This is a genomic window from Verrucomicrobiia bacterium, assembly GCA_035765895.1.
Classification (GTDB): domain Bacteria; phylum Verrucomicrobiota; class Verrucomicrobiia; order Limisphaerales; family DSYF01; genus DSYF01.
Genome location: DASTWL010000042.1, coordinates 1 through 16,915, shown reverse-complemented (window position 1 = coordinate 16,915; position 16,915 = coordinate 1). Strand labels below are relative to the sequence as shown.

Annotated in this window: 13 protein-coding genes, 2 tRNA genes and 1 pseudogene; 8 read left to right on the top strand and 8 right to left on the bottom strand. The window is 60.8% G+C overall.

The genetic code is table 11. The features are described 5' to 3' along the window. Nucleotide 1 precedes the first annotated feature (1 nt). Entirely contained in the window at nt 2-622 is a 621-nt protein-coding gene (locus tag VFV96_09100) for a PEP-CTERM sorting domain-containing protein (GenBank protein HEU5070553.1), read from the top strand. A gap of 151 nt (nt 623-773) precedes the next feature. Further along, nucleotides 774-1,589: a hypothetical protein gene (locus tag VFV96_09095; GenBank protein HEU5070552.1), complete on the top strand. Its 816-nt coding sequence runs from the start codon at nt 774-776 to the stop codon at nt 1,587-1,589. Nucleotides 1,590-1,815: 226 nt separating this feature from the next. Here VFV96_09095 and ruvB read toward each other — a convergent pair whose 3' ends face one another. Further along, nucleotides 1,816-2,835, bottom strand: a complete 1,020-nt coding sequence (gene ruvB, locus VFV96_09090; protein ID HEU5070551.1) for a Holliday junction branch migration DNA helicase RuvB — start codon at nt 2,833-2,835, stop codon at nt 1,816-1,818. A gap of 345 nt (nt 2,836-3,180) precedes the next feature. Here ruvB and VFV96_09085 point away from each other — a divergent pair, with 345 nt between their 5' ends. Then, entirely contained in the window at nt 3,181-5,658 is a 2,478-nt protein-coding gene (locus tag VFV96_09085) for a sodium-translocating pyrophosphatase (protein HEU5070550.1), read from the top strand. Nucleotides 5,659-5,817: 159 nt separating this feature from the next. On the opposite strand, the gene recQ is transcribed toward VFV96_09085, so the two are convergent. From recQ to VFV96_09065, 4 genes and pseudogenes are all read right to left on the bottom strand, one after another. Then, nucleotides 5,818-8,043: a DNA helicase RecQ gene (recQ, locus tag VFV96_09080; GenBank protein ID HEU5070549.1), complete on the bottom strand. Its 2,226-nt coding sequence runs from the start codon at nt 8,041-8,043 to the stop codon at nt 5,818-5,820. A gap of 77 nt (nt 8,044-8,120) precedes the next feature. Then, nucleotides 8,121-9,902: pseudogene (carB, locus tag VFV96_09075) on the bottom strand (carbamoyl-phosphate synthase large subunit). 153 nt (nt 9,903-10,055) lie between these two features. After that, entirely contained in the window at nt 10,056-11,336 is a 1,281-nt protein-coding gene (locus tag VFV96_09070) for a 6-phosphofructokinase (GenBank protein ID HEU5070548.1), read from the bottom strand. A gap of 167 nt (nt 11,337-11,503) precedes the next feature. Further along, nucleotides 11,504-11,932 carry a hypothetical protein gene (locus VFV96_09065; protein ID HEU5070547.1) on the bottom strand — a complete coding sequence of 143 codons (429 nt, stop codon included), beginning with the start codon at nt 11,930-11,932 and terminating at the stop codon, nt 11,504-11,506. Nucleotides 11,933-12,077: 145 nt separating this feature from the next. Here VFV96_09065 and VFV96_09060 point away from each other — a divergent pair, with 145 nt between their 5' ends. Beyond that, nucleotides 12,078-12,941, top strand: coding sequence for a sugar phosphate isomerase/epimerase family protein (locus VFV96_09060; protein ID HEU5070546.1), 864 nt, complete (start codon nt 12,078-12,080; stop codon nt 12,939-12,941). A 25-nt stretch (nt 12,942-12,966) separates the two neighbouring features. Here VFV96_09060 and VFV96_09055 read toward each other — a convergent pair. After that, nucleotides 12,967-13,041: transfer RNA gene (locus VFV96_09055), tRNA-Lys, on the bottom strand. A 116-nt stretch (nt 13,042-13,157) separates the two neighbouring features. Here VFV96_09055 and VFV96_09050 point away from each other — a divergent pair. The 3 genes from VFV96_09050 (at nt 13,158) to VFV96_09040 (ending at nt 15,250) form a co-directional block, all read left to right on the top strand. Next, a complete protein-coding gene (locus VFV96_09050; GenBank protein HEU5070545.1) occupies nt 13,158-13,676 on the top strand; it encodes a hypothetical protein in 519 nt (172 codons plus the stop codon). Nucleotides 13,677-13,749: 73 nt separating this feature from the next. Then, nucleotides 13,750-14,736 carry an outer membrane protein assembly factor BamD gene (gene bamD / locus VFV96_09045; GenBank protein HEU5070544.1) on the top strand — a complete coding sequence of 329 codons (987 nt, stop codon included), beginning with the start codon at nt 13,750-13,752 and terminating at the stop codon, nt 14,734-14,736. A 4-nt stretch (nt 14,737-14,740) separates the two neighbouring features. Further along, entirely contained in the window at nt 14,741-15,250 is a 510-nt protein-coding gene (locus VFV96_09040; protein ID HEU5070543.1) for an LptE family protein, read from the top strand. Nucleotides 15,251-15,316: 66 nt separating this feature from the next. Here the strand turns inward: VFV96_09040 and VFV96_09035 are convergent. Then, nucleotides 15,317-15,391: transfer RNA gene (locus VFV96_09035), tRNA-Val, on the bottom strand. A 265-nt stretch (nt 15,392-15,656) separates the two neighbouring features. On the opposite strand from VFV96_09035, the gene VFV96_09030 reads away from it, so the two are divergent. Then, nucleotides 15,657-16,244, top strand: coding sequence for a hypothetical protein (locus VFV96_09030; GenBank protein ID HEU5070542.1), 588 nt, complete (start codon nt 15,657-15,659; stop codon nt 16,242-16,244). Between the two features lie 315 nt (nt 16,245-16,559). On the opposite strand, the gene VFV96_09025 is transcribed toward VFV96_09030, so the two are convergent. After that, nucleotides 16,560-16,915: hypothetical protein (locus tag VFV96_09025; GenBank protein ID HEU5070541.1), on the bottom strand; the 356-nt coding region annotated here is incomplete at its 5' end.

Sequence of the window (16,915 nt, the reverse complement as noted above, 5' to 3'; positions counted from 1 at the left end):
GGTGAAACAATTTGGATTCAAAAACAAACCCATAGAAAAAATGAAAAAAACACTAATTGCGACAGCCTGTGCAGCCGCGTTGACAGCGTTGACCACCTATGGTCAAGGAACATTTAATTTTAATAACTATTCCCAAAATGCTGGTTTGGGATCGCCTGTTACGGTTCAAGGAACCGGCGAATATGTTGGGGCCGATTACTTCGCCTCCTTTTACTACATGGCGGGAACCGTAACTGACTTGGGAACCTTCATGTCCGGTGCGACATACTATGGAAGTCCTGTCGCATTTTTCGGGACGACCGGAACTGGTCCAAGCCATGGGCCGCTTGTTGATGGTGCTGGAATATTTGACGGTGGTTCACCAGTTTTTGGTGCCGCTGGGACATACACCATCATGGTCGTTGCTTGGACGGGAGGGGCCGATTACGCGAGCGCAACAACTCGTGGTGCCTCAAGTTTGGTTCAGGTTGACTTGGTGCAAAACGGTGGCACAACCCCACTGAACAATCTGGGCACACTTCAACCCTTTACTGTTTCCCCCACCGTTGTTCCGGAGCCGTCCACTTTTGCTCTGGCCGGTCTCGGCCTCGCGGGGCTGTTGATCTTCCGCCGTCGCAAGTAATTGGGCGTCGGTCAAAATTCCAAGGCCGCCTTCGGGCGGCCTTTTTTGTTGTTAAAATTCTTGCTGGTTTCTGGGATCAGGTTGAAATTCTCGCGGCGCGAAACATCGGCGGCTGGTTGGTGTTTAAACTGCTCATCGGACTATCAATGTTATGAAACGAACTGTTTTCCGGCTGGTTGGTATCGCCGGCGCCCTGCTGGCTGCGGTTTCGACAGCCTCGGCCTTGACGGCAGATAACCCGTATGTCGACACCATCACCAACCGGAATCTTTTTAACCTGAAGGCCCCGCCGGATCCCTCGCAGGCACCCACGGCCCCACCGCCGCAGGTGCCCAATGTCCTGCTGGCCGGCATCACCACGTTGATGGGGGGGAAAACAGCGTTGTTGCGCATTCCTCGTCCCGCCCGTCCGCCGGAGCCCGCCAAGGAGGTCAGCGTCATTTTGGCCGAAGGTGCGCCTGCAGAAGAGGGTGTGCAGGTGTTGGAAATCAATGTCGCCGCCGGCACCGTTAAGATTAGCAACAACGGCACCCTCCAGACCTTGGATATTGAGAAGAACGCGCCCAAGGCGGCAGCCGCCCCTGCGGCGGCGGCACCGGGCGCGCCCGTGCCAGGGGCAAAACCCGTGCTGCCGTTGCCGCTGCCCGCTCCGGCGGCTAATGTGGCTCCGGGATCCGTAACCTCCATCGGACGTCCTTTGCGGAGCACAGGCGCGCTCTCGTCATCCGGCGGTGTAGTGGGTGCGGGACCATCGGCATTGCCTGGCCAAGCGCCATTGACTGGCACACCGCAACTGACCGCTGACGAGCAAAAGGTATTGATGGAATTAAACCGTGATCAAACTCGGGACGCTGTGATCAGTGGAGATATGCCCCCGCTGCCACCTACCGACTTAACGCTCCCGCAAGACATGGGAACGCCCGTTGCGCCCGTCATCAATCCTCCCACAGTGCCGGCGGCTCAGTAGGGCAAATATTCCTGTCTGCTGGTGCGGGCGATATTCAAGTTGCCCAGTCTTTCTGCTTGCCAAAGGCCGCAGGCGACATGGAATGGGTTGAGGGAATCAAGGGGCACCCAATCCTAACGATCGGAGCGCCGACATGTTGTCGGCTTTGCCGGGTGGTGCGTCGAAGCCGGTCACAGACCGGCGCTCCCATTTTACCCGGCCGGTCAGCAAGCCAGCCCGCCAGTCGTCACAACAGACCCTCCTGCCGGCCCGCTGCTGGTTTGATGCCCAACTTCTGGTAGCTGAGTTCGGTCGCCACGCGCCCTTGGGAAGTGCGTTTGAGGTAGCCTTCCATGATGAGGTAAGGCTCATAGACTTCTTCCAGCGTGTCGGGTTCCTCGCCGACCGCCACGGCCAGTGAATTCACGCCCACCGGACCGCCACTGAATTTGACGATGATGGCTTCCAAAATGCGCTTGTCCATCTCGTCGAGCCCGTTTTCATCAATCTCCAGAATCGCCAGCGCGCGATCCGCGATTTCAGCGGTCACACGGCCATCGTGCCTGACTTGGGCGTAATCGCGCACGCGACGGAGCAGGTTGTTGCTGATGCGGGGCGTGCCGCGGCTGCGCCGTGCGATTTCATGGGCGCCGGCGGGTTCAATTTCGATGTTCAACAATCGGGCTGCGCGTTCGACGATGCGCGTGAGCTGGGCGGCCTCGTAGTAGTCCAGTCGTTCGCGCACGGGAAAGCGCGTGAGCAGAGGGGCGGTGAGCAGGCCGCTGCGCGTCGTCGCCCCAATCAGGGTAAAGCGTGGCAGGTTCAGCCGCACACTGCGCGCATTCGGTCCCTGGTCGATGATGATGTCCAGCTTGAAGTCCTCCATGGCGGGATAGAGGTATTCCTCAATCGTCTTTTGCAGCCGGTGGATTTCGTCGATGAACAGCACATCGCCTTCCTCGAGGTTGGTAAGCAAGCCCGCGAGATCGGCGGCCTTTTCAATCGTGGGTCCACTGGTCGCCTTGAGGTTTGTGCCCATCGCCTTGGCCAGGATGTTCGCGAGCGTGGTCTTGCCCAAACCGGGCGGACCGGAGAGGAGGACGTGGTCGAGGGCTTCACCGCGCTGCCGGGCGGCGGCAACGGTGATTTCCAATCGCTCTTTGACCTTTGGTTGGCCCGTGAAATCGGAGAACACCGAAGGCCGCAGCGTCATTTCCAGCGCCGTATCGGGCTTCGCGAGCACGTCCGAAATCATCCGTTGCGACATGACCGCAAGATGCGGAACGCACCGGAAGGCGGCAAGGGCAAAGGCGGAGGGCGATACTTGCCCCCGCACCAGAACGCCGGCTTCCGGCCAGCGATGGACATGAAAGTCCCGGCGGGCTGATCCATTCTGGTGACTTTTTGGGCACACGGTATTTAAAGCCGACGAGATGTCGGCGCTCCGCACAGGGCACCGGTGCCCCTTCCGCAGCAGCGGGAGGTGGCCTGCAAAAAAGGATTTGCAATCAACAATAAACGCGAAGCGCCAGCCGGGGGCTTCGAGAAAATGTTCGCGGTGCAGGGGGGCGATTTGCCATAGTCCCGGACATCAGCCCCCGAACGGAACTTTATGATTACGCAATCCATCCTCAAACGTATTCCCAAGTTCGGCGCGTTGGCGCTGTTAACCTTCGGCTTCGCCTCGGGCGCCCTGGCCAGCGAGGCGGACATTAAAATTCCCGACCTGACCCAGGTCAGCTTCAATGGTCTGGGCGGCATCACGGGCGTGCAGCTCATGTATTTCGGCATCCTGATGTGCGCCATTGGCGCGATCTTCGGGTTGGTGCAATACAAGCAGACCAAGGCCCTGCCCGTGCATGAATCCATGGCCAACGTCTCCAACACCATTTGGGAGACGTGCAAGACCTACCTCTTTCAGCAGGGCAAATTCCTCGCGATTCTGTGGGTGCTGATCGCGGCTTGTATTTTCTTTTACTTCAATGTGCTGGAGCACAAAGGCCTCGGCGATGTCATTGTCATTCTGCTGGCCTCGATTCTTGGCATCCTCGGCTCCTACGGCGTCGCGTGGTTCGGCATCCGCATCAATACCGTGGCCAACTCCCGGGCCGCGTTTTCGGCGCTCAAAGGCAATCCATTTGCCACGCTGGGCATTCCGCTGCGGTCCGGGATGAGCGTTGGCCTGCTCCTGGTCTGCGTGGAGCTGTTCTTCATGATCTGCATTTTGGTGTTTCTCAAGGATCTTGCCGGCCCCTGCTTCATCGGTTTCGCGATTGGCGAATCGCTTGGCGCCAGCGCGCTCCGCATCTGCGGCGGCATCTTTACGAAGATTGCCGACATTGGCTCGGACCTCATGAAGATTGTCTTCAAGCTGCCCGAGGACGATCCGAAGAATCCCGGCGTCATCGCAGACTGCACCGGCGACAACGCGGGCGATTCCGTCGGGCCGACGGCGGACGGCTTCGAAACCTACGGTGTGACTGGCGTGGCTTTGATCGCATTTCTCGCACTGGCGCTCGTAGCCAACGCACCGGTGTGCGCCACGCTCATCATCTGGCTGTTTGTGATGCGTGCCCTGATGATTGTGACTTCGCTGGTTTCCTATTTTGTGAACGAGGTGTTCAGCAAGGCCAAATATGGCCACCAAAAGGATTTTGATTTCGAGGCGCCGCTGACCCATCTCGTCTGGATTACGTCGGCGATTTCCATCGGCATCACGTTTGCCGCGAGCTATCTGCTGCTGGCCAAACAATCCGGTCTCGACGCGAACCTGTGGTGGGTGCTCTCGGCCATCATCTCCTGCGGCACGGTGGCGGGCGCACTGATTCCGGAGTTCACCAAAATCTTCGTCAGCACCACGTCTCGCCATGTCCGTGAAGTGACGAACTGCTCCAAACACGGCGGCGCGTCACTCAACATTCTGTCGGGCTTTGTGGCCGGCAATTTCTCGGCGTTCTGGATGGGCCTGTGCATTCTGTTGCTGATGTTCATTGCGTCGATCCTGGCGACTTACAGTGGTTCGCCGATTGTGGCGTTGATGCCGGACGCCTTCAAATTCGCCGCGCCGATCTTTGCCTTCGGCCTGGTGGCATTCGGCTTCCTCGGCATGGGGCCCGTCACCATTGCGGTGGACAGCTACGGTCCGGTCACCGACAACGCCCAGTCTGTTTATGAGCTGAGCCAGATTGAGTCGCGCCCGAACATCAAGCAGGACATCAAGAGCCAGTTCGGCTTCGAGGCGGACTTCGAGAACGCCAAGTATCAGCTCGAAAAGGGCGACGGCGCCGGCAACACCTTCAAGGCCACCGCCAAGCCTGTGCTCATTGGCACCGCGGTGGTCGGTGCGACCACGATGGTGTTCGGCATCATCATGTTGCTGCAAGGGCTGTATGAGACCCAGCTCGCTGCGGGAGTCATCGGACCGTTCAAACCCGTGATCAACGCCCTGAGCATCGTTCAACCCGAGATCATCCTTGGCCTCATCATGGGGGGCGCTGTCATCTACTGGTTCACCGGCGCTTCGACGCAGGCCGTGGTGACCGGGGCGTATCGCGCCGTGGTTTACATCAAGGAGCACATGAAGCTCGACGCCACCACGGCCTCGGAAAAAGACAGCAAGGAGGTCGTCCGCATCTGCACCGTGTATGCACAGAAAGGCATGTGGAACATCTTCATCGTCATTTTCTGCCTGGCCCTGGCCCTCGCCTTTTTCAACGCGTATTTCTTCATCGGCTATCTCGTCGCCATCGCGTTCTTCGGCTTGTTCCAGGCCATCTTCATGGCCAACGCCGGCGGCGCGTGGGACAACGCCAAAAAAATCGTCGAAGTTGACCTTCGCCAAAAGGGCACGGATCTGCACGCGGCGACCGTCGTCGGTGACACGGTGGGCGACCCGTTCAAGGACACCTCTTCGGTGGCGTTGAATCCGGTGATCAAATTCACCACGCTGTTTGGCCTGCTCGCCGTGCAGATTGCGGTGACGATGACCAGCCAAAGCGCCAAGACGGCAATCGGCGTGTTCTTCTTCCTGGTCGCGCTGATCTTCGTCTATCGCTCCTTCTACGGCATGCGCATTCCGGAGGACAAGTAAGCGCGCGTGCGGTCAGTTGAATTCAAGCCCGCGGGCGGCAACGCTCGCGGGCTTTCGCTTTGGAGTGGAGAAGCGTTTCGTCCGTCGGTGGGGCAACAGCTGCCAGCGCGATGGGGAAGCAACCAGGAGCCTCGCCGGATCGACGGGACGTTCGTCATCCTACTCAAAATTCCGTCCCTGATTCACCGCGGCGCGCACGATGCGGAGGAGGCCGAAATCATAACGCCCATCCAATGTGTTGTGGATGGGGGTGATCGAGGCTCCAGCATGTCCGCGTAGTGCTGCGGTGATGCACTCCCAGTCGTCTTCGTTCAGCAGCGCCTTCAAGGAAATCGCCTCGCCGGCTTCGATGGCGGTCGCTAAATGACCATGGACCGTGCCGGGCACAATCTGCCGTGCGTTCGCAATCTCCGCGACCGTTTCGCCGGCGCGGAAGCGGCGCAGGGATTCGCGCACGGTGTCCGTGAGCGCTGGTTTCGGCGGCGGGGCCGGCGTGGTGAAGGCATCGTCAGCAAAAATCTGCCGCGGATTGACCGTCAGATGTTTGGCGATCTCGGCCAGAAACACGGCGCTGAACTCCTTCAGTTTTTGCGCCCCCACGCCGCTGATGCGCGAAAACTCGAATTCATTTGCCGGATACAACCGCGCCATCTGGCGCAGGGCGACGTCGGAGAAGATGATGTAAGGCGGCACGCCGCGTTCGTCGGCGAGATGTTTGCGCAGGCCGCGCAGGCGCTCGAAGAGCATTTCATCGCAGGCGATTTCGCCGGCCTGGTGCGCGGCCTTCACCGGCGCCTTCATCGGTCGCGTGAGTGTTACTGGCCGGCGTTCCTTCAACACGGCGTTGCCCTCGCGCGTGAGCTCGACTGTGCTGAACCGTTCATTGGTTTGCGTCAGGTAGCCGATCCGGATGAGTTCACGGCCAATGGCCTGCCATTCCGGGCGGGTGTGTTCGTGGCCGATGTTGTAGGTGGAAAGCTGCTGATGGCCCCACTTGCGAATCTTTTCGGTGTCCGCGCCGGTGAGCACTTCGACCACGTGGTTCAGTCCGACGCCGAAATGGCTGTGCTGCCGGATGCGGTAGACGCACGAGAGAAACTTTTGCGCGGACACGGTGCCGTCGAACGTTTCACGCGGGGAAAGGCAGTTGTCGCAGCCGCCGCATCCTTCCCCCTGTCCGACGGGGAGCGGATGGCCGGCGGCCCGAGCAGGCGAATTCGCGTTCCATTTTTCGCCAAAATACGCGAGCAGCTCCGCGCGCCGGCACTCGGCGGTTTCGGCATAATGCACCATCTGCTGCAACTGCTCGCGGGCGATTTGCTGTTCCTGCGGGTTCGGCTTTTCGTCGATGAACCGCATTTGCTTCACGGCATCGCCGGCGTTGAACAGCAGCAGGCACTCGCTGGGCAGGCCGTCACGGCCTGCGCGCCCGGTTTCCTGGTAATAACCCTCGATGTTTTTGGGCAGGTCGTAATGCACCACGAAGCGGACGTTTGGCTTGTTGATGCCCATGCCAAACGCGATGGTTGCGCAGATCACGCGGACTTCGTCACGCAGAAACAGCTCCTGGTTTTCGCTGCGCTCCTTGGCGATGAGGCCCGCATGGTAGGCGCGCGCCTTGACCCCGTCGCGGTTTAGCCGGTCGGCCAGCTTTTCCGTGGTGGCCCGCGAGGCGCAATAGACGATTCCCGCTTCGCGCGGGCGGGCGCGGATGAAATCGAGCAACTGGTCGTAGCCCTTGGTTTTCGGCGCCACGCGGTAGGTCAGGTTCGGGCGGTTGAAGCTCGCCACGTAGCACCGCGGCTCGCGCAGCTTGAGTTGCTTGACGATGTCCGACCGCACCCGTTCGGTGGCGGTGGCCGTGAGGGCCATCATCGGCACATCGGGGAACAGGGGGCGGAGCTGGGCGATCTGCCGGTATTCGGGGCGGAAGTCGTGACCCCATTCGCTGATGCAGTGGGCCTCGTCAATCGCGAACAGGCGGACGTTCCACTGACGCAGGGCATCGAGCGTGCCGTTGAGCATCAGCCGTTCGGGCGCGACGTAAAGCAGGCGGAATTCGCCGTTGTGAAGGCGGCGGAAACGGTCGCGGCCCTCGGCGGGCGTCAGCGAAGAGTTGAGAAACGTCGCGGGCGCGCCCGCCGCCTGCAACGCATCCACCTGATCCTTCATCAACGCGATCAACGGCGAGATGACGACCGTGAGACCGGTGCGCGCGAGCGCCGGAAGCTGGAAGCAGAGCGACTTGCCGCCGCCGGTGGGCAGCAGCGCAAAAACATCCCGGCCGGCCAGTGCGTCGCCAATGATCTCCGCTTGAAAGGGCCGGAAGGAACTGAAGCCGAAATATTGCTTCAGCAGCGGGAGCAGTTGACGGCTGGAATCCATCGGGCCGCCAGCCTAACGCGGGCGCCGACGGTGAGAAGGAAAAATATCGGGCAACGACGATTTCCCGTTCCGGCGGTTCAATGATATTCCTGCACCGTCTGCACGCCGTAGCCGCTTTTGCGCAGGGCGGCGATGCCGAGCGCGGCGGCGCGGGCGCCGGAAAGCGTCGTCATGATCGGTGTGCTGGTGTAAACCGCCGTGGTGCGAATCTTCACCTCGTCCGCGCGTGGCGTCTGGCCGGCGGGTGTGTTGATGACGAGCTGAATCTGCTTGTTCTTCAGGAAGTCGATCGCGTTGGGCCGGCCCTCCTGCAGCTTGTGAATGCGTTCGACCTTGAGGCCGGCGCCTTCCAACACGGTGGCGGTGCCGTTCGTGGCCAGCAATTCGAAGCCCAGGTCGATGAACTGCTTCGCCACGCCGGCGACGTGCGGTTTGTGCAGGTCGCTGACGCTGATGAAGACTTTGCCGCCCATGGGCAGGGGGGAATTTGCGGCCATTTGCGACTTCGCGTAGGCGATGCCGAGGTCCGCATCGAGTCCCATGACCTCGCCGGTGGAGCGCATTTCGGGCGACAGGAGAATGTCCTGGCCGTGGAAGCGGTTGAACGGAAAGACCGACTCCTTCACCGCCCAATACTTCGGCCAGGCTTCTTCGGTGAAGCCGAGTTCCTTCAAGGTTTTGCCGGCCATCACGCGCGCCGCGAGCTTTGCCAGCGGGAACCCGATGGCCTTGCTGACAAACGGCACGGTGCGCGAGGCGCGCGGATTGACCTCCAGCACGTAAACCACCTCACCCTTCACGGCGTATTGCACGTTCATCAGGCCGACGACCTTGAGTTCGTGGGCCATCGCGTGCGTGTATTCACGAATGATCTGAATCGCCTTCTGCGAGAGGGAGTGCGGCGGCAGCACCATGGCGGCGTCGCCGGAATGGACCCCCGCAAACTCGACGTGCTCCAGCATGCCGCCGATGACAATCGTGCCGCCGTTGGGCAGGCCGACGTCGGCGATGCAGTCCACATCCACTTCGGTGGCGTCTTCGAGGAACTTGTCCACGAGCACGGGACGTTCGGGGGAAGCTTCCACGGCGAAGCGCATGTAGTGCTGCAACTCGGCATCGCTGTAAACAATCTGCATGGCGCGGCCGCCGAGCACGAAGCTGGGGCGAACCAGGACGGGGTAGCCCAGCTGCTTGGACGCAACGAGCGCCTCGGCTTCGTTGGTGGCGAGGCCGTTGGGCGGCTGCGGAATGTTGAGCTTGTGCAGCATCGCGGCGAACAGCTTGCGGTCCTCGGCGATCTCGATGCTCTGCGGCGAGGTGCCGATGATCTTCACGCCGTTCTTTTGCAGGCCGAGGGCCAGGTTCAGCGGCGTCTGGCCGCCGAATTGGGCGATGGCGCCCCAGCACTGCTCCCGTTCGTAAATGTGCAGCACGTCCTCCAGCGTGAGCGGCTCGAAGAAGAGCTGGTCGCTCGTGTCGTAATCGGTCGAAACCGTTTCCGGATTCGAGTTGACCATGATGGTTTCGAAGCCGTCTTCCTTGAGGGCGAACGCGGCGTGGACGCAGCAATAGTCGAATTCAATGCCCTGGCCGATGCGGTTCGGGCCGCCGCCGAGAATCATCACCTTCCGCTTGCCGGTCTGTTTGACCTCGTCGTCGCCACGGTCGTAGGTCGAATAGTAATAGGGCGTGTAGGCCTCAAACTCGGCAGCGCACGTGTCCACAAGGCGGTAGCTGGGCACGATGCCCAGTTGCCTGCGCTGGTCGCGGATGGCGTCTTCCGTGGTGCCGGTCAGATGCGCGATTTGGCGGTCGGAAAAACCGAGTGACTTGGCTTGGGCGAGTTGTTCAGGCGTAAGCGGCATGGCGCGTAAAAAGCTCGCCGATTAAGCCGTGGCGAGCGGGGGATGTCGAGTTTGGAATTCGGTCCGGGCGGGTGACATTATCCGAAGACGACGACAAAAAACCGGAGCCGTCGGCCGACGGCTCCGGTTTGGGAATTTCGATTTGAATCAAATCCGCGCGGCGAGCTTCTTCTCCACCTTGTTCTTCTCGAGGACGGCGTATTTGGGCAGGCCGCCTTCGGTGGGGAACTTCACTTCGCCTTCCACCAACGGACTGGCATACTCGATGAACTTTTCGTTCACCATCATGCCGTCTTCCGAGATCCAGTCCTTGGGCAGGAAGTGCTCGACGTTGGCAATGTCTTCGAGCGATTGCAAATCGGTGGTCCAGCGGATTGAGCCGTCGCCCTGCAGGTTGCGCACGATTTTCACCATGTAGCCGCTCTTGCCGTCGATCGCGGCGCGCACGGCGGCTTCACCGGCGGCGAAGGCATTCGTGGTGTCGGTGAGGCTGGCAAAATGCGCCGCGGCGCGTTGCGCGTAACCCAGCAGCACGGTGCGGGTCTTGAGGTTCATCTTGCCCTGGATGCGTTCCTTCAGTTCCTCGGCCGCGCCGGCAAGCACCGGATGGCCGAAGGCATCGAGCCGGGTCTTGTCCGCGCCGACTTCGTTGCCATGCGCGTCTTTGATGCCCTCGCCGACCACGACGATGCAGTAGCGATGGGCGTCCACGGTTTCCTTCACCTTGGCGAGGAACTTTTCCTCTTCAAAGGGGATCTCGGGAAGCAAAATGATGTGCGGCGGGTTGGCGGGGTTGCCGCGTTTGGCAAGCACGGTGCCGGCGGCGATCCAGCCCGCGCTGCGGCCCATGACTTCAATGATGCAGCATGAGCCGTCGTCGGTCGCCATGCTGGCGACATCGAACCCGACTTCCATGACCGTGGCGGAGTTGTATTTGATGACCGAACCGTAACCGGGGCAGTTGTCCGTGTGCGGCAGGTCGTTATCAATCGTCTTCGGCACGCCGATGACGCGCAGGTCGTAGCCGCGCTTCACCGCTTCGAGATGGATTTTGTGGGACGTGTCCTGGGAATCGTTGCCGCCGGCGTAGAAGAAATAGCGGATGTTGTGCGCGGCAAACACTTCAAACAGCCGGTCCATGTCCTGGGCGGCCTGTTCGGGCTTCTTCTGGAAATTGATTTTGTAACGGCAGGTGCCGAGCGCGGCGGCGGGAGTGTGGCGGAGGCCTTCGATGGTTTTGGCCTTCTCGTCGTTGAGGTCAACGAGCTCCTCGTTGAGAATGCCCAGAATCCCATTGAGGCCGCCGTAGATCTCCTCGATGAATTCATGTTTGCCCGCCTCGGTGATCACGCCAGCGATGCTGGCGTTGATCGCGCACGTGGGACCGCCCGACTGGGCGACCAGTAGATTTCCGGTTAGTTCTGCCATAAAGCTTTAAAACGTGACATTCAACGGCGGCTTATCGTGCTTACGGGCCGCTCGCAACCATCCCTAAACAGGCGCGCAAGGTGCCAATCGCGGCCAGTGGTGTCAAAAACGAATTCCCGGACTTTTGGCCTCCGCCGGGATCACCGCCTGCCTAAATCACCTCCGGCTCAGTCCCAAAGCCGGAAGGGCAGGGCATTCCGCTCCATCACGGCGCCGCAGCGTGGACAGCGGCCGCCGATTTTCCACGGGCGCACCCGGTGCAGGCGGGAAACGGCGCAGCCCGGCGTGAATTCCACCCAACGCCGGGGTTCATCGCTGAGGCCGCCAAGCCGCGCGAGCAGGCCCTCGAACGTGGGCGGCCGTCGCCAGGGTCGTTTCTTGCGGAGCCCGGCCAGCCCGGTGCGCGCTTCGGCCGTCGCCCCAAACTGGCGCGCCTCACTCAGTGGCAGGCGGGCCCGTTGCACGGCGTCGAACAGCCGGCGACAGTCGGTGCAGGCGCACGTGTGAATCACCAGATTCATCCCTTCATCGGATCCGCCGGCCACGCGCGCCTGATAGGCACACTTGGGGCAAGCAAAGAGGTAGGTCCGACCCATGATTGCCGAGCATGCCGCAAGTGGATGACGCCGTCAAAAGCAGACCCTTCGCATTCCGCCGTCTCTGATCGTGCCGCCAGCGGTGCAATTGGATTGACAGCATCGCGATTTGCCGGTGCGATGGGGCGCGCAATCTCTCAAGCCTATGAATCACAAATTCCTGCTGACTTTGGCGGCCGCATTCATCATCACCGGTCTTTCTACCAAGGCCGAGCCCATTCCGGAATCCTGCCGCACGGGCGGCTTCGCGATCGGTTGCCAGGCGTGGACGTGGAACCATTACACGGTGTTTGAGGGGATCGAGAAAACCGCGGCGTGCGGCGGCAAGGTCATCGAGCTTTATCCGGGACAAAAATTTTCCGCGGACGGGAAGGTGAAGTTTGACCACAACTCGTCGCCCGAGGACATCGCGCAGGTGAAGGCGGCCCTGGAAAAATACGGCGTGCGGGCCGTCAACTATGGTGTCGTCTCCATCCCGAAGGATGAGGCGGGCGCCCGCAAGGTGTTCGACTTTGCAAAAAAGCTGGGGCTTTACGCCATCACCACGGAATCGGTGGATGCCATCGACACGATTGAGAAGCTTGTGAAGGAATACGACATTCGCGTCGGCTTCCACGACCATCCCCGCCGGGCCAACGACCCGGGCTATCGCATGTGGGATCCGCATTATGTTCTCTCCGTCGTGCAAAACCGGGACCCGCGCATTGGCTCGGCGGCGGACACGGGACACTGGGCGCGGTCCGGTTTGAAGCCGGTGGATTGCTTGCGCATTCTCAAGGGCCGGATCATCAGTTCGCATCTGAAGGACTTGAATGAGTTCGGCAAGGTGGATGCGCACGATGTGCCCTACGGCACCGGCGTCAACGACATCAAAGGCGTGCTGGACGAACTCAAGGCCCAAGGGTTTCAGGGGAACATCTCGGTGGAATACGAATACCACTGGGAAAGCTCGATGCCGGAGGTCGCGCAATGCATCGGATTCGTGCGCGGCTACGGAGCGGCGCATTGAAGCGGGCGGGAAAGCGCTGAGGGAGTGGTGGGTTGGCAGGGATTTGAACCCTGGACCAACGGCTTAAAAGGCCGCTGCTCTACCGCTGAGCTACCAACCCTCCGCGGACCGCGGAACCTAAAGGACGCTGTGGGGCGTCGCAAGCAGATTTGGCCCGAGATTTTGCTGGTCTCGGTGGAAACACAGTCCTAGTTTTCAATTCAGAACGCTCAGCCTATGGACCTTATCTTCAATTGCCCCAAGTGTGATCAGGAACTGGCGGTGGACAGTTCAGGCGCCGGTTCGGAAATCGAGTGCCCGTCCTGCAACGAGAGGATTACCATTCCGCAACCCGGCGCGCCCGGCACGCGGGCGGGTTCGCCGACGGATTCCCTGCCCACCGAAGGCGAGGTGCATCCCATCAACCCCATCGCCTCCTCGGCGGCGGCCAAGGTGGAAATGCACTTGAAGGTGCCGGTGCGCGACAAACCCGGCGAAAGCCTCATCGTCAAGCCGCTCAAACCGCTGGAGGTGGCGGCCAAGGAAACCGACCGCACGCTCAAGGTCAAAACCATCCGGCGCATCGACTGCGTCGAGGTCGGCCACGATCATTTTGATGAAACGGTGACGCAGTTCATCCAAAAGGTGGGCGAGGAGTTCATCGTCGAATTCATTCCGGTCAGCTATACCTACCTTGACATCGGCACGCAGAAGCAGTTGACGGATTTCGGCGTGATGATCGTTTACAAGGGGTGAAGCGCCAGCGCCATGTGGCGGCGGCAACCCTGCTTGCCTTGACTTGAAAAAATGCCGTCGCTACGGTGCGTCGATGAAACGTTGGTCCATTCGCCTCCTGCTGGCGGTCTTTTGCTGGCTGGTCACCGTGGTGCATTCGCCGGCACCCTTGATCTACCAACCCGGCGAGGGGTGGTCTTACGAGGCGTTGGGCGGCGAGGGCAAATGGCAGCGCACCCGGGCCAAGGATCAGTTGGAAGTCGCCCGGACTGCGCTGGAGAAGAAGGATTTCTCCACGGCCCTCAAGGCCGCCCGACGGACCGTCCGCATCTGGCCCCTCTCTGACTACGCTCCCGAGGCGCAATACATCGTGGCGCGTTGCTACGAGGAAAAGGGGAATGACGAGCGGGCGTTCAAGGAATACCAGAAGGTGGTGGAGCGCTACCCGCGCATCAGCCTGTTCCAGGAGGTGCTGCAGCGCCAGTTCAACATTGCCAACAAATACCTCGCCGGAAAGTGGTTCCGGATTTTTGGTTACATCCCCGCCTACCCTTCCATGGAAAAAACCGTGGGCATGTTCACCAAAATCGTGCAAACCGGACCCTACAGTTCGGTGGCTCCCGCGGCGCAGCTCAAGATTGGCGCCGCGCGGGAGAAACAGAAAAATTATCCCGAAGCGGTCCGCGCTTATGAACGGGCTGCCGACCGTTACAATGACCGGCCCGCCATCGCCGCCGATGCCACCTTCAAGGCCGGCATGGCCTACTACAAGGAAGCCAAAACCGCGGAATACGATCAGAGCGCGGCCGCCTCGGCCATCGCCACCTTCACCGACTTCGTCACGCTCCATCCACAGGATCAACGCGTCAAGGAGGCGCAAAACTTGATGGAAGAACTGCGCGCGGAGCAGGCGCGGGGCAGTTTTGAAATCGCCCGTTTCTACGAGAAAAAGCGCAAAATCCGCGGCGCCTTGATCTACTACAACGAGGTGCTGCTGCTCGATCCAACCTCGAAATACGCCAATGATTCGCGCAAGCGAATCGATCAGCTCAAAGCCCGCCTCGGGGCGGATACCAAGTAAGCCTATGCGCGGCGGAACCTATCTCGTGTTGCTGGCCGCGCTGATGCTATGCGGCTGCGCCGGGTATCACCTTGGCCCCACCAACGGACAACTGGCCAGCGCCCGCTCGGTCCAGGTCACGCCGTTTCTTAACAACTCCACCGAACCTGGGCTGGCGGACGAAGTAACATCCCAACTGCGCAAACAAGTCCAACGGGATGGCACCCTGCGCCTGGCAACCGAGGGTGACGCCGACCTGGTTCTGACCGGCGTGATCGAACAATACCAGCGGCGGGAATTGAGTTTGCAGCGGGACGATGTGCGCACCGTGCGGGATTATCAAATCTCGCTCTCCGCCCACGTCAAGGTGATCGAGCGGGGCAGCGGTCGCACCGTTCTCGATCAAACCGTCAAGGGCGGCACCTTGTTGCGGGTGGGAAGCGATTTGGTTTCCTCGGAACGGCAGGCCACGCCCTTGCTGGCCAAAGATCTGGCGCAGAAGATCACGGATTTGCTGGTGGATGGCGGATGGTGAAGGCAGACATCCGACGGCAAAGACCGGTTGCTCTGGCGGCGGGTGAATCGGACCAGAGAAGAAGAATGGTGCGCGCTGCAGGTTTCGAACCTGCGACCCCTACCGTGTGAAGGTAATGCTCTACCACTGAGCTAAGCGCGCAGCCGGACGCGGATATTGCTCACCCTTGGCGCAAGCTTCAAGTTTTTTTGCCGGCCTCGTCGATTTGTGGTCCCTCAAAACCCCCTGGATTAAGCCGCGCCAAGCCGGCGGTTGAGCGCAAACCATGGATGCAAAGGAGGCTGCGTCGCCGGAACCTTGAATCCCGCCATCGCGGGCGTAGGGTAGAATGTAGCGAAATGATGGAGGGCTGCCCGATGTTGCCTAAGCGGCTTCGTGCGGACTTCCGTCAAACCAGAGGCCAATTATGAACTGGCGCAGGGCAGAGGTGGTCGTGGGGTGCGGGCTGCTGGTGTTTGCGGTGGGTTGCTCCTCGGTGCTGCCAACCACCCGAACGACGTTCAAATCTCAGTGGACGAATTACGCGGATGTTCAGGCCGCTTTCGACCAGATTGTTCCCTACCAAACGACCACCACGGATTTGAAAGCCTTGGGGTTCGATCCCCAAACGACGCCCAACATCAAGGTGCTGACCTACGTCGAGGTCATTCAACATTTCATGCCCAATCCGGGCATCACCAAGGCCGATCTGGATCCGGCCGTGCTGGCCTGCATCGAAGCGCGGGACCAGGGCCGGGCCTACTTGATCGAACTGAGCGACATCAAATCCAAACGCTACGGGAGCGTCTTGCTGGACATTTTCGGATTCAAACGACGAACCCATGTAACCGGCTGGCGGTTCAACGGCCTGATTCTCCTCACCGACCATCTGGTGGTTTACAAGCTGGCTTCGGGCGAGCCGGACGTTTCAACGGACGAACAACGCATCAAACCACTCGGCCCGTTGCAGGAACTGGACGCCGCCCTGGCGGGTGCGGCGAGCCGCTTCAAGTGAAATTACTCGCCTGAGCCGCTTTACTTACGCTGGTCCGGCGGCGCTGAAACGGAAGTAATCAAAATCCGCGTGCCCACCTGCCGCTGCAGTTTGCGAGCAATAAAGGCTGACCTTGGCGCCAATCCATACGCCGGGCTGAGCGGCAAATGATTTGGCCGCCGGCGCCGTCACGCACCAGTGCGATGGCCGCCTCCTCCCGGCCGACCACGGCCAGGCCCGCCTCGTCACCGGCATGCGCAGCGGTCAGTTCCACCTGGGTTTCAACCACGAACGTGCGTGCGGGGAATTTCTGCGCCAGCAGGTGCGGGATGCTGTTCAGGCGGGAATCCGGACTGGCCTGCGCAAACAATCGCAGCCAGCCGGGGCGGGGCGCAACGACAACCAATCGTCACGATGATTGGCTTGCCATTGCCACTGGAGCCCGAGTTGCGGCGCGGCAAACTCGTCGCTTGTCTGGGGCACGTCGGCGGATGCGGCTGCCAGCGCGGGCATCACGTGATCGGACACCGGTTCGCCCACGCCGTCATTTTCCGCGGGCTGGCCGATGACGGGCCGGCCGTCCTGCCAGCGGACGGGCTGCAACTGCACGAGGCGGCCATAAACGCCGCGTCCTGAAAGTGAATGAACCACCATTTGCCGTTCGGGGTGTCCACGAGCGCGCCTTGATGCGG

What these genes read in the sequence shown, in the direction of transcription:
- recQ (HEU5070549.1), bottom strand. Translation starts at nt 8,043, where the DNA reads ATGGATTCCAGCCGTCAACTGCTCCCGCTGCTGAAGCAATATTTCGGC.
- VFV96_09060 (HEU5070546.1), top strand. Translation starts at nt 12,078, where the DNA reads ATGAATCACAAATTCCTGCTGACTTTGGCGGCCGCATTCATCATCACC.
- VFV96_09030 (HEU5070542.1), top strand. Translation starts at nt 15,657, where the DNA reads ATGAACTGGCGCAGGGCAGAGGTGGTCGTGGGGTGCGGGCTGCTGGTG.
- VFV96_09050 (HEU5070545.1), top strand. Translation starts at nt 13,158, where the DNA reads ATGGACCTTATCTTCAATTGCCCCAAGTGTGATCAGGAACTGGCGGTG.
- bamD (HEU5070544.1), top strand. Translation starts at nt 13,750, where the DNA reads ATGAAACGTTGGTCCATTCGCCTCCTGCTGGCGGTCTTTTGCTGGCTG.
- VFV96_09065 (HEU5070547.1), bottom strand. Translation starts at nt 11,932, where the DNA reads ATGGGTCGGACCTACCTCTTTGCTTGCCCCAAGTGTGCCTATCAGGCG.
- VFV96_09040 (HEU5070543.1), top strand. Translation starts at nt 14,741, where the DNA reads ATGCGCGGCGGAACCTATCTCGTGTTGCTGGCCGCGCTGATGCTATGC.
- ruvB (HEU5070551.1), bottom strand. Translation starts at nt 2,835, where the DNA reads ATGTCGCAACGGATGATTTCGGACGTGCTCGCGAAGCCCGATACGGCG.
- VFV96_09095 (HEU5070552.1), top strand. Translation starts at nt 774, where the DNA reads ATGAAACGAACTGTTTTCCGGCTGGTTGGTATCGCCGGCGCCCTGCTG.
- VFV96_09070 (HEU5070548.1), bottom strand. Translation starts at nt 11,336, where the DNA reads ATGGCAGAACTAACCGGAAATCTACTGGTCGCCCAGTCGGGCGGTCCC.
- VFV96_09085 (HEU5070550.1), top strand. Translation starts at nt 3,181, where the DNA reads ATGATTACGCAATCCATCCTCAAACGTATTCCCAAGTTCGGCGCGTTG.